At 56.5% G+C, this 11,976-nt stretch carries 9 protein-coding genes and 1 other RNA gene; 7 read left to right on the forward strand and 3 right to left on the reverse strand.

The window, feature by feature from the left end:
• Positions 1-4 precede the first annotated feature (4 nt).
• Together BXY66_RS00460 and nudC are read right to left on the reverse strand one after the other, a co-directional pair.
• Positions 5-472, reverse strand: coding sequence for an SRPBCC family protein (locus BXY66_RS00460; protein WP_132858225.1), 468 nt, complete (start codon positions 470-472; stop codon positions 5-7).
• A 45-nt stretch (positions 473-517) separates the two neighbouring features.
• Positions 518-1,489, reverse strand: coding sequence for an NAD(+) diphosphatase (nudC, locus tag BXY66_RS00465; protein WP_132858226.1), 972 nt, complete (start codon positions 1,487-1,489; stop codon positions 518-520).
• 228 nt (positions 1,490-1,717) lie between these two features.
• Here nudC and BXY66_RS00470 point away from each other — a divergent pair, with 228 nt between their 5' ends.
• From BXY66_RS00470 to BXY66_RS00495, 6 genes are all read left to right on the forward strand, one after another.
• Positions 1,718-3,601 carry a 5'-nucleotidase C-terminal domain-containing protein gene (locus BXY66_RS00470; protein WP_132858227.1) on the forward strand — a complete coding sequence of 628 codons (1,884 nt, stop codon included), beginning with the start codon at positions 1,718-1,720 and terminating at the stop codon, positions 3,599-3,601.
• Between the two features lie 51 nt (positions 3,602-3,652).
• Positions 3,653-3,749: signal recognition particle sRNA small type (gene ffs, locus BXY66_RS00475), an RNA gene on the forward strand.
• 180 nt (positions 3,750-3,929) lie between these two features.
• Complete coding sequence (locus BXY66_RS00480; protein ID WP_132858228.1) at positions 3,930-5,867, forward strand: extracellular solute-binding protein; 1,938 nt, start codon at positions 3,930-3,932, stop codon at positions 5,865-5,867.
• 7 nt (positions 5,868-5,874) lie between these two features.
• Positions 5,875-6,981: a microcin C ABC transporter permease YejB gene (locus BXY66_RS00485; protein WP_132858229.1), complete on the forward strand. Its 1,107-nt coding sequence runs from the start codon at positions 5,875-5,877 to the stop codon at positions 6,979-6,981.
• Positions 6,981-8,099: an ABC transporter permease gene (locus BXY66_RS00490; protein ID WP_132858230.1), complete on the forward strand. Its 1,119-nt coding sequence runs from the start codon at positions 6,981-6,983 to the stop codon at positions 8,097-8,099. The genes BXY66_RS00485 and BXY66_RS00490 overlap by 1 nt, the downstream gene beginning before the upstream one ends.
• Positions 8,096-9,679, forward strand: coding sequence for an ABC transporter ATP-binding protein (locus BXY66_RS00495; protein WP_132858231.1), 1,584 nt, complete (start codon positions 8,096-8,098; stop codon positions 9,677-9,679). The genes BXY66_RS00490 and BXY66_RS00495 overlap by 4 nt, the downstream gene beginning before the upstream one ends.
• Positions 9,680-9,729: 50 nt before the next feature.
• On the opposite strand, the gene hemN is transcribed toward BXY66_RS00495, so the two are convergent.
• Positions 9,730-11,085 carry an oxygen-independent coproporphyrinogen III oxidase gene (gene hemN / locus BXY66_RS00500; protein WP_132858232.1) on the reverse strand — a complete coding sequence of 452 codons (1,356 nt, stop codon included), beginning with the start codon at positions 11,083-11,085 and terminating at the stop codon, positions 9,730-9,732.
• A gap of 58 nt (positions 11,086-11,143) precedes the next feature.
• Here hemN and fnrL point away from each other — a divergent pair, with 58 nt between their 5' ends.
• The gene (gene fnrL / locus BXY66_RS00505) at positions 11,144-11,896 is read left to right on the forward strand and encodes a transcriptional regulator FnrL (protein ID WP_132858233.1); all 753 of its coding nucleotides are present in this window, start codon (positions 11,144-11,146) and stop codon (positions 11,894-11,896) included.
• Positions 11,897-11,976: the final 80 nt, after the last annotated feature.

The raw sequence follows: 11,976 nt of genomic DNA on the forward strand, positions 1-11,976 counted from the left end.
CTCGTCACGCCATGCGGCTGTAGCGGTCTTCCATGTCGCGACGCAGGTTGGCCATGCGTTTGCCCAAGCGGGTGTTCAGCGTGCCGCGGGCCAGCTTGAGAGACTGCAGTAGCAAGCGGGCAGAGAGTGTGTTGGCGGATAGGCCGGTCCAGAACTGAAGGCGCGTTTTCGTGCGAGAAAGTGCCACGAGCTCCACCTTGACGTTTGACTCTATGCCCTGCGCCTTGCCGTGAAGTGCAATTTCGTTCGGACGGTCAAAGCCGGTTACCTCCAGGTCAATCGATCGTGGCTTGCCGCGAAACTCGAAGGAAATGTTCCACTTTGCGCCAACTCCTGGACGGTTCAGATTGTCCAGGCGGGAGACTTCGGCTCCCCGACGTAGAGCCGAGCGTTCGAAAACTTCAAAATCCGTTACCATTTCAAAGGCTTGTTCGATTGGGACGTCAATGTCCTCGCGCGCCGTGAATTCCATGATTGTTTTGTCCCAGCCCCTTATGTTCGCGCTCGCATAGTCGCCTTAATCGAGGCGGTCTGCAAGCCAGTTGCGTAAAATGAAGTGCGCAATTGCCCCCTTGCGTGCGGGTTTCAAAACGGGGTGTTGACCGGCAAAAGCCTCCATCATCTCTTCACGAGTTACCCAGATCGCATCTTCGATTTCGTTTGTGTCGATGGTGATCTTGTCGCTTAGAGCCTCACCGGCACATCCGAACATCAAAGACGACGGGTAAGGCCAAGGCTGGCTGGCGAGATAGGAGACCTCGCCAACCTTGATTCCCGCTTCTTCAAAAACCTCGCGCCGGACAGCGGCTTCAAGGGTTTCTCCTGGTTCCACGAATCCAGCAAGCAGCGAGTACATTCCTTCCGGCCATCCGGGCGAACGCCCCATCAGGACCCGATTCCCGTGCGTGATGAGCATAATCACCACGGGATCTGTCCGCGGAAAGTGGGAGGTGTTGCAGGCCGGGCAGTCTCGTTGCCAGCCGCTTTGGACCATGCGGCTTTCCTGACCGCAAGCCGCGCAGAACCGGTGCGATCTGTGCCAGCCATAGAGGGCCTTTGCCGTGGCCGCCAACTCGGCATCTCTGGCGGAAAGGCGCGACATCACGCCTCGGAGTTCACAGAACGCGTGGTCGTCGGGCAGGCTCGGATGTCGCTGCTGGCTCGGATCAAAAAATGCACCCAATTGGGCTTCGTCCATCTCAGCAGGTTTGAATGCTGATACGTCTCGCGCGAACACCGCGGCACCGGATTCCGAGAGGCCCAAGAATATGGGCGGCACATTGGTTTCGGCAAAAAGCGGATGATCCGTGGGCAAATGCACGAGTTGATGCATGTGTTCGCCACACATCAACGGTTTGCCACGCCAGAGTGCGACAGAACGGCTTGCAGAATTTGCATGCAACTCCGAGAATGCTTCTGCGTCGCCGCGCACCTCTGCGGCGCGATTGAGGCCGGAGCCTCCGAAAGTTACTGCTTCAGCGTGTCGCATCATGTCCTCCGACGACGATGCTTGCCACGACGCTGTCATCAGGGCAATCAAAAGAGTAACACAAGGATGTTCATTCCAACGGTATGTAAGCGGAAGTTCCGCAAGCACACCTATAGGTTGTAGATTGTCCGCGGTTTTCGAGATATAGGTCAATTCGGAGCTGAGGGGAGCGCTGTGTGTTGGAGGCCGATAAGCTGGTCCATTTTGTTGCTGAAGTGAGGGTTTGGTTTGCCAGGTTCCCCCAAGGTCGGCCCTGAGGTCGACAAAGCGCATGTGCGTGTGCTGGCCACGACGGACGTTCACGCCAAATTATTGGCGTATGACTATTTTCGAAATCGTCCTACCGACGGCGCTTCGCTGGCAAAACTGGCCACGTTGATTGAAGCGCAACGTCTTGGCGCAGACGCCACTCTGGTTGTCGACAACGGTGACTTTTTACAGGGCGGCCCAATTGCGGAAATGGCGAATTCGTCGCGTTCCGGCGGAATTCATCCTGTGATCGCAGCCATGAATGCAATCGGATACGGGGCGGTTGGCCTTGGCAATCACGAGTTTGACCTTGAAGAGCCGAGTTTGCGCGATGCGCTTAAGGCGGCAGAGTTCCCCGTGTTGTGTTCCAACCTGGATGCACGCGATACGCAGGGAAGATATTCGGATTTATGGGAAAGCCGCGTTCTTATCCCGCTGACGCTGGGCGGTGGCCGTGGCAGCATCAATGTCGGGATTTTCAGTGTGTTGCCGCCACAGGTGGTCGATTGGAACGCGTCAAGACTGCAGGGCGCGGTCGTGGGATGCGATATTTTGCAGGCCGCTCGAAGTCAGGTCGCAGCGTTGCTGGCCGAAGGCGCTGATCTGGTGGTTGCTCTGGCTCATTCCGGCCTTAGTACCGCGCCCTACGGGCCGGACATGGAAAAGGTCGCAAGCCATGTTGCTGCACTGGAAGGGGTCGATGCGCTGATTGCAGGGCACGTTCACGAATGTTTTCCCAGTGCTCAGAGCGCCGACAGTGCCTTGGAGGCCGAGTTACGCAAAAGCGTCAATGGCAAGCCCGTTGTCATGCCGGGAGCTATGGCGGCGTGTCTTGGGCAAATTGATCTGTACCTCACGCAGGCGGAAAATGCTTCGGGTCGCAAGAAATGGTGCGTCGAAAAGCACGAAAGTGTTCTGCTGTCTGGGAATGGCGCCGCTGAATCCCCCAAGATTGTTGGTGCATTGAAGGCGTCCCAAGACGAAGTGCTGACGGAGTTGTCGCGCGTTGTCGGCGAACTGGCGCACCCTGTCTTTAGCTATTTCTCCATGGTGAAGGACGACTGCATGACACGCATCGTCGCCGAAGCCAAAATGTCGGCATTGCGATCAGTTTTTGCGGGAACCGAATTTGAAAGCTTGCCCCTGCTTGCATCGACGACGCCGTCGAGATGTGGGGGCAGGGCCGGAGCAGGGAATTACGTTGATCTGGCTTCCGGACCACTGGAGGCGAGAGGAATCGCGGAACTGCAGCCTTATGACAATTTTGTCTCGGTGTTGCAGATCACGGGCTCCGATTTGCAAGACTGGCTGGAGATGTCAGCAAGTTTTTACAATCAACTGGAGCCTCGAAAACCAGGGCAACGATTGTTCGAACGTGATGTGCCCTCGTACAAAAGAGAGACGGTTTTCGGTGTGTCCTATGCGATCGACCTGACGCAGCCTGCGCGTTTTGACGCTAGCGGAACGCGGATCAATCCCGAAGCACAGAGGGTGACGGATTTGCTTTGGCAGGGACGCGATGTTGCGCCCGATCAACGATTTCTGCTGGCAACAAATGACTTTCGCGGAGGCGGTGGCGGGAATTTTCCCGGAGTGGACCCTTCCAAGATCGTGAGAATTCCTCGTATTTCGGTACGCGACGCAATCGGGCGTTATCTGGCGCAGCCTTTCCTTGGAGGGGATCGCGCAATTCCATCGTGGACCTTTAGACGTATGAAGGATGTTTCGGCGGTTTTCGAGACCGGAGCAGGCTCACGGAAACACTTGGATCTTATAACGCTGCCGCTGGAGCCTGGTGTGGAAAGCGAAGACGGGTTCATTTCGTTCACGTTGCAATTGGACCATGATCATTGGCCCGCGTAACAGTTGGCGCTTGGCTTGCATCCTGTTTCGAAGGGCACTATATCGCTGCGTGAGAGGTTGGCGCGGGCGAGCGCCTCGCCAACCCGGTCAGATCCGGAAGGAAGCAGCCGTAACGAGCCCCGCTTGGGTCGTTGTCCAGCCTCTCACCCAATTCCTCCGACAATTCTTAAAACGAGCGCCGGCCAAAAGGTGTGAAAAGACGGCCGCACGGCAACGCACGGCGTTTTCACGCCGAGTTGACGCAATCCGAACTTGAATGTTGAGCAGCCTCGCCATTAGCTTGAACCCCAAGAAAAAGCAGAACTGCTCATGCATTCAGGGGAAAACCATGTCCACATCCAAAGCCTTACGGTTCAACGTGTTGCCTGCAAAGGGTCTGGCGAGATGGGTTGTAGCGGGGCTTTTGGCGTTTGGGAGCCAGGCAATCGCTCCGCAGGTTGTCGCAGAGGGTGACGGGATCGTTCGGAGCCATGGGTACAACTTTTATGGTGAGTTGACCTATCCCGAGAATTTCACGCACTTCGACTACGTCAACCCGGATGCGCCGAAGGGCGGCGAAATTGCTCTTTGGGCGCCCGGCACTTTTGATTCCATGAACCCGTATAGCCGCAAAGGCCGCGCGGGACGCTATAGCTGGATGATGTATGAGAGCCTGCTCGGCGAAATGCCGGCGACCGGTGGGGCTGCGCCTGCGGATGTTTATGGCGAGTCTTATGGGCTTTTGGCGGAACGTCTGGAATACGATGAAGGCAAAACCTGGGTGATTTTCTATATGCGTCCAGAGGCACGTTTTTCAGACGGGGCACCGGTGACGGCACATGATGTTCTGTTCAGCCACAACCTTTTGCTGGAGCAGGGGCTGCCGTCCTATGCGGCGGCCGTAAAGAAACGCATTCCACGCGCCGAAGTGATCGACGATCATACAATCAAATTCTATTTCACCGAGGGCATCTCCCGAAGGAGCCTGATCGATCAGGTTGGCGGTGTGCCGGTTTGGTCGAAAAAGTGGTTCGAGGAAACGGGCGCACGGTTGGATGAGTCCCGGATGGAGACCTCGCCGGGCTCTGGGCCTTATGTCATCGACAGCTATGACGTTAACCGCCGCATCGTTTACAAACGAAACCCGGATTACTGGGCCAAGGACCTGCCGATCAACGTCGGGCGGCACAATTTTGACCGCATCCGAATCGAGTATTTCGCGGATGCTGCCGCTGCTTTCGAGGCTTTCAAGGCGGGCGAATATACTTTCCGTGCCGAAAGCAATTCCAAGCAATGGGCTACCGGATATGATTTTCCGGCGTTGCGCGCTGGCTACGTGAAGAAAGTGGAATTACCGGATGGCACGCCGCCGACACCGTCAGGATTTGTGTTCAATCTTGGCCGCGAGCACCTGCAGGACCGTCGGGTGCGAGAAGCGATGGCGCTGGCATATAACTTCGAGTGGACCAACGAGTCGCTGCAGTTCGGGCTTTTCAAACAACGTCACAGCTTTGTTCAGGGCGCGCCCAATGAAGCTGTCGGCGTACCGGAAGGTGCCGAGCTTGAGCTTCTGAAATCGCTGGGAGATCTGGTTCCCGAAGAAGTGCTGACCGAGCCTGTGGTCATGGCGCATGAATCCAACCCGGCGCGCGAGATCGACAGACGCAACCTGCGCAAGGCGATGGGGCTGCTGGATGAGGCGGGCTGGGTTGTTGGAGATGACGGCCTGCGCCGCAACGAGGCGGGTGAAACCCTGAGCGTGGTAATCCCCTATGCGTCGTCGGCATCGGCTACGATGGGAGCCGTTATCGGCGTTTTTGTGAAAAACCTGCGCCGGATGGGCGTGGACGCGAAGGAAGAGAAGATCGATCCGGCACAATTCACCCTCAAAGAGCGTGAGCGGGAATACGACATAATCTTCGACAGCTACGCTGCCTTCTTGGGTACGGGAACTGGACTTATGCAGCGTTATGGCTCTGAAGACGCGGCGATTTCTTTGTTCAACCCTGCTGGCCTTGCCAGTCCGCTTGTGGACAAGATCATCGAAATTTCTCTGGCGGCCGAGTCCACCGAGGAAGAACGCGTCGCTTTGACGGCGCTTGACCGCGTGTTGCGTTATGAACGGTTCATGGTGCCGGTTTGGTTTATCGACCAAACTTGGGTGGCCTATTTCGACATGTTCGAGTATCCGGACCCTCTACCGAAGTATGCTGATGGCGTGCTTGATTTCTGGTGGTTCAACGAAGAAAAAGCGGCGCGGCTCAAGGCCGAAGGTGCACTGAGGTAACGGGCGCATGGGCGCATATATACTACGGCGACTTTTGCTGATCATTCCGACCCTTCTGGGGATTATGATCATCAATTTTACCTTGGTTCAGTTTGTACCAGGTGGACCGATTGAACAGATCATCGCACAGCAACAGGGTGGTGGCGACGTTTTCGGCGGATTTGCCGGCAGCGGCGATGACGCTGGCAACCTGCAGGAAGAGAGCTTTACAGGTGGCGCTGCTGGCGACAGCAAATATGCGGGTGCGCAAGGTTTGCCACCGGAGTTCATTGCGCAGCTCGAGAAAGAGTTTGGTTTTGACAAGCCGCCTCTCGAACGCTTTTTCAACATGATGTGGAACTACATGCGGCTCGATTTCGGAGAGAGCTATTTCCGCAAGATTAGCGTTGTAGACCTCGTGCTGGAGAAGATGCCGGTGTCGATCACGCTTGGGCTATGGTCGACGCTGCTTGCCTATCTCGTGTCGATCCCGTTGGGCATTCGCAAAGCCGTTAAGGACGGAACGCCGTTTGATACCTGGACAAGTGGTGCGATAATCGTTGGCTATGCCATTCCCGGCTTCTTGTTCGCGATCATGCTCGTGGTGCTGTTTGCCGGCGGCAGCTATTGGCAGATTTTCCCGCTGCGCGGGTTGACCTCGGACAACTTCGAGGACCTGAGCGCGATGGGTAAGGTTCTGGACTATCTCTGGCATATCACGCTGCCGATCATTGCATCCACAATCGCGGCCTTTGCGACTCTGACGTTGCTGACCAAAAACAGTTTCCTCGATGAGATCAAGAAACACTACGTGATGACGGCGCGGGCCAAAGGCCTGAGCGAGCGCAAGGTGCTGTACGGCCATGTTTTCCGTAACGCCATGCTGATCGTAATCGCCGGGTTCCCAGCCGTCTTCATCGGCGTGTTTTTCGGCGGGTCGGTGCTGATCGAAACGATCTTTTCGCTCGATGGTCTCGGGCGTCTGGGGTTCGAGGCCGCAGTGGCGCGTGACTACCCTGTGATCTTTGGCACGCTGTTTGTGTTTGGCCTGATCGGTCTTGTCGTGGGTATTCTGTCGGACCTGATGTACGTGCTTGTCGATCCGAGGATCGATTTCGATCGGAGGGCTGGCTGATGGCGCTGTCCCCGCTCAACCAGAGACGCTGGAGCAATTTTAAGCGCAATCGTCGCGCCTTTTGGTCGCTGATCCTTTTCAGCGTTCTTTTTGGTGTCTCTCTGTTTGCTGAGTTTCTTGCCAACGACAAACCGATTGTAGTGAGCTATCGCGGAGAACTGTACGCACCTATCTTCAACTTCTATCCGGAAACCACATTTGGCGGGGACTTCCGTACGGAGGCGGACTACAAGGATCCAGTTGTGCAATGTCTCATTGCAACGGGTGGCGTTGAGGACTGTTTCGACTACCCCGAGGATATTCTGGAAGGTCTGGATGCTGGCAAGTCTCCCGAAGAATTGGCCCTGATGGACTATGAGAAAGGCTGGGCGCTCTGGCCAGTCATTCCTTACAGCTATGACACACCTGTTGACCGTCCCGGTGCAGCGCCTTTGGCACCCGACAGCCAGAACTGGCTGGGTACGGATGATCGCAAGCGCGATGTCGTGGCAAGGGTCATCTATGGCTTCCGTTTGTCGATTTTCTTTACTCTGATCGTGACGACTGCCGCGAGTCTCATTGGCATCATTGCCGGTGCGGTGCAGGGCTATTTTGGTGGTTGGCTCGACCTGATTTTCCAGAGGGTGATTGAGATTTGGGGCGCAACGCCGAGCCTATACATCATCATCATCATGTTTGCGATTTTGGGGCGAAGTTTCTGGCTGCTTGTTTTGTTGACGGTTCTGTTCGGCTGGACCGCACTTGTGGGTGTTGTACGGGCCGAGTTCCTGCGTGCTCGCAATCTGGAGTATGTTCGTGCCGCCAAGGCGCTGGGCGTGTCAAATCGAGTGATCATGTTCCGTCACATGCTGCCTAATGCCATGGTGGCAACGGTGACCATGCTGCCATTTATTGTGACTGGCACCATTAGCACGCTGGCTGGTCTCGATTTCCTCGGATTTGGCTTGCCGTCGTCCGCGCCGAGCCTTGGCGAATTGACGCTTCAGGCGAAGCAAAATCTGCAGGCGCCGTGGCTTGGGTTCACCGCCTTCTTCACCTTTGCGATCATGCTTTCTTTGCTGGTGTTCATCTTCGAAGGTGTGCGTGACGCCTTTGACCCAAGAAAGACGTTTTCATGAGCATTCTTGAGGTCAAGGACCTGCGCGTGGCGTTCCGGCAGGACGGTCAGTTGATCGAGGCGGTGAAGGGGGTGTCCTTTACTGTTGATCGGGGCGAAACTGTCGCTCTTGTAGGCGAGTCCGGTTCGGGGAAGTCGGTTTCTGCACTTTCGACGGTTTCTTTGCTACCGGGGAGCGCAGAGGTTTCGGGTTCTGTAACCTATAACGATCAGGAAATGGTCGGTGCCTCTGAGAAGTTGCTGCGAGATGTGCGTGGCAACGACATCAGTTTCATCTTTCAGGAGCCGATGACATCGCTGAACCCGTTGCACACGATTGAAAAGCAGCTGGGGGAAAGTCTGGCATTGCACCAAGGCGTGGTTGGTGCAGAAGCAGAGGGGCGCATTGTCGAACTTCTTGAAAAGGTCGGTATTCGCGACGCCAAAAGTCGCCTCAGCGCCTATCCACATCAATTGTCTGGTGGACAAAGGCAGCGTGTGATGATTGCCATGGCGCTTGCCAACAAGCCGGACGTTTTGATCGCCGATGAGCCCACCACAGCCCTCGACGTAACCATTCAGGCCCAGATTTTGGAACTGCTCGCGGAACTAAAGCGGTCCGAAGGCATGGGGCTTTTGTTTATCACGCATGATCTGGGGATTGTGCGCCGTATCGCAGACAAGGTCTGCGTGATGAAAGATGGCGAAATTGTCGAAGCCGGTCCGGTGGCTGAGATATTTGCGAACCCGCAGCATGAGTACACGCAGTTGCTTTTGAATGCACGGGCGACCGGCGCGCCTGAACCCGTGGATGAAGGGGCGCCTGTAATGACGGAAACCGACGGTCTGCGTGTCTGGTTCCCGATCCAGCAGGGGTTCCTGCGCCGCACCGTCGGACACGTCAAAGCCGTGAACGAGGCGACGATTTCTGTACGCGCCGGCGAGACGCTTGGGATTGTCGGAGAGAGTGGGTCAGGGAAGACGACCCTGGCGCTTGCGATCATGCGATTGATCGAAAGTGACGGCGGCATCACCTTTGACGGGGATGATGTTCGGAGCTGGTCGACACGACGGTTGCGCGCATTGCGTAAGGATATGCAAATTGTCTTTCAAGATCCGTTCGGGAGCTTGAGCCCGAGGATGACCTGCGAGCAGATCATCGCAGAGGGTCTGGGCGTCCACGGCAATCCGGGTGGGCGTGACACGCGGTCCGTGGTTGCGGAGATCATGGAGGAAGTTGGGCTCGATCCTGCGACGATGGACCGGTATCCCCACGAATTCTCCGGCGGACAACGACAACGCATCGCGATTGCGCGGGCAATGGTATTGCGTCCGAAACTTGTGGTTTTGGACGAGCCCACGTCAGCGCTCGATATGACAGTGCAGGTGCAGATCGTTGATTTGCTGCGTCGGTTGCAGCGTAAGTACGGCCTAGCCTATTTGTTCATCAGCCATGACCTTCATGTGGTGCGTGCGATGAGTCACAAGATCATCGTTATGCGCGCGGGCGATGTCGTGGAAACCGGAGAGGCGGCTGCCCTGTTTGACAACCCGCAGACCGAATACACTCGCGAGTTGCTGGCGGCCGCGCCGGCTGTCTAACGGGAATGGCAGCCGCAGGTTTCTGCGGCGGCTCCTTGCAGGTTTTCTGATCAGATCGCGGCGCTGTGTTTCGCTTTGCTCATATCATAGGCGTCGAATGCGCGGGCAATCATGCGCGTGAGCGGCCTTGCATGTTCGGGGATGGAAAGGCCATCGGCGTCTATCGCAACCATGTCCGGAAACTGCATAGCCACGTTCGAGAAAAGACGTGAAACCCAAGCGTCGTTCACCTGGAAACCGGATGTGATCTCTGCGCGGTTGATGCGGAAGTCGCACATCAGCGCTTCGATCATTCTTCCCCGAACGAGGTCTTCGCCTGAGAATGTGTGGCCACGCGATGTGGAAAAACGACCTTCGCGGATCGCTGCTGTGTGGGCACCGGTGGCAGGCGCGTTCTGCGCATAGCCTTGCGGGAAGCGGGCAATGGAAGAGGCGCCAACCGCGAGAAGTACGTCCGCGGTGTCGTCTGTATAGCCCTGAAAATTACGACGCAGTGTGCCGTTCTTTTGGGCAATGGACAGGCCGTCGGTCTTGGCCGCGAAGTGGTCGATACCGATTTCGTCGTAGTCGTCCCACAGGAACAGTTTGCGCGCAGTTTCAAAGAGGGCGAGGCGTTCCTGCGGTGTCGGCAAAGCGTCGGTCGGGATCATCTGCTGGCGTTTGGCCATCCACGGTACGTGCGCATAGCCGTATAGGGCAACCCGATCAGGCGAAAGCGACAGAAGTTTTTGAACGCTTTCGGTCATGCGGGCTTGGTTTTGATGGGGCAAGCCAAAGAGAATGTCCGCGTTGACGGACTGAATGCCGTAGGCTCGGATCATGTCGACTGCGTCACGCGTGATGTCGTAACTTTGCAGCCGGCCAATGGTTTGCTGAATGTCAGGATCGAAATCCTGCACCCCAATAGACGCGCGATTCATGCCGGCGGCTGCAAGCGCGGCCATGCGGGTTTCGTCAATTTCGTTCGGGTCGATTTCAACGGAGAATTCGCCATCCGCCGCCATCGGGGCGACGTCGAAGATCGCGCCTGCAAGGTCTTCCATCATTGTCGGGTCAAGTAGCGTCGGGGTGCCGCCGCCCCAATGCAGGCGGGAGAGTGTCACGCCGGCAGGGAGCCGAGATTTGAGTAGGGTCAGTTCCGCCTTCAGGGTCTCGACGTAGCTGGCCACCGGCGACAGGGTCGACGTGCCTTGGGTACGGCAGGCGCAGAACCAGCACAAACGGCGGCAAAACGGCACATGCACATAGAGCGAAACCTGCGACCCAGCCGGGATCGTAGCAATCCAGTCTGCATAAGTGTCTGGATTTACGTCATTATTGAAGTGTGGTGCTGTGGGGTAGCTGGTGTAGCGGGGTACTTTCGCGTCAAAGAGACCCAGCTTTGCCAATTGTTTTTCCTGTTCCATGGGAATAGGTATAGGCGTCCAGAAGGCTTGTTAACCTTGACCCAGATCAAGATCGCTTATGAATCAAATTGACTTAAAGTCCGCTCAAGTTCCCTCCGGCTGTGAAAACTGTGCAATCCGTCATCAGGCGGTGTGCTCGCGGTGCGAACCCGATGAACTCGAGCGGCTCGACGAAATCAAATATTATCGCACGGTGGAAGCTGGCCAGACTGTGGTCTGGACGGGAGACCGGATGGAGTTCGTCGCCTCTGTCGTGAGCGGTATCGCATCGTTGACACAGACGATGGAAGACGGCCGGACGCAGATGGTTGGCCTGCTGTTGCCTGGCGACTTTATCGGACGTCCGGGGCGGGAAAATGCCGCATATGATGTGGTGGCTACCACGGGTCTAGTGCTGTGTTGTTTCCGTAGAAAACCATTTGAAAACATGATTATGCAGACACCGCATATTGCGCAACGCCTGCTTGAGATGACGCTGGACGAGCTGGATGCAGCGCGTGAATGGATGCTTGTGCTGGGCCGCAAGACTGCGCGGGAAAAGATTGCAAGTCTGCTGGCGATTGTTGCCCGTCGCAACGCGGCCTTGAAGCTGCAGGATACAGATGAAGAACTCCAGTTTGACCTGCCGCTGACCCGCGAGGCAATGGCAGACTATCTGGGGCTGACACTCGAGACCGTTAGTCGCCAGATCTCTGCGCTGAAACGGGACGAGGTGATCTCTCTGGAAGGCAAGCGCCATGTGATCGTGCCGGACTATCGCCGTCTGCTGGACGAAGCCGGAGACGATTCGGATGGCGGCGTGATGATGTAAACGCCTCAAACGTTACACGAACGAACGCCCGGCGCTTGAGCGACCGGGCGTTTTTTTGTGTTGCTGCAAAGCGTCGGTAA

Source organism: Shimia isoporae, from assembly GCF_004346865.1.
Taxonomy (GTDB): domain Bacteria; phylum Pseudomonadota; class Alphaproteobacteria; order Rhodobacterales; family Rhodobacteraceae; genus Shimia; species Shimia isoporae.

Coding starts and splice junctions, on each gene's coding strand:
- BXY66_RS00460 (WP_132858225.1), bottom strand. CDS start 472: ATGGAATTCACGGCGCGCGAGGACATTGACGTCCCAATCGAACAAGCC.
- nudC (WP_132858226.1), bottom strand. CDS start 1,489: ATGCGACACGCTGAAGCAGTAACTTTCGGAGGCTCCGGCCTCAATCGC.
- BXY66_RS00480 (WP_132858228.1), top strand. CDS start 3,930: ATGTCCACATCCAAAGCCTTACGGTTCAACGTGTTGCCTGCAAAGGGT.
- BXY66_RS00485 (WP_132858229.1), top strand. CDS start 5,875: ATGGGCGCATATATACTACGGCGACTTTTGCTGATCATTCCGACCCTT.
- BXY66_RS00490 (WP_132858230.1), top strand. CDS start 6,981: ATGGCGCTGTCCCCGCTCAACCAGAGACGCTGGAGCAATTTTAAGCGC.
- BXY66_RS00495 (WP_132858231.1), top strand. CDS start 8,096: ATGAGCATTCTTGAGGTCAAGGACCTGCGCGTGGCGTTCCGGCAGGAC.
- hemN (WP_132858232.1), bottom strand. CDS start 11,085: ATGGAACAGGAAAAACAATTGGCAAAGCTGGGTCTCTTTGACGCGAAA.
- fnrL (WP_132858233.1), top strand. CDS start 11,144: ATGAATCAAATTGACTTAAAGTCCGCTCAAGTTCCCTCCGGCTGTGAA.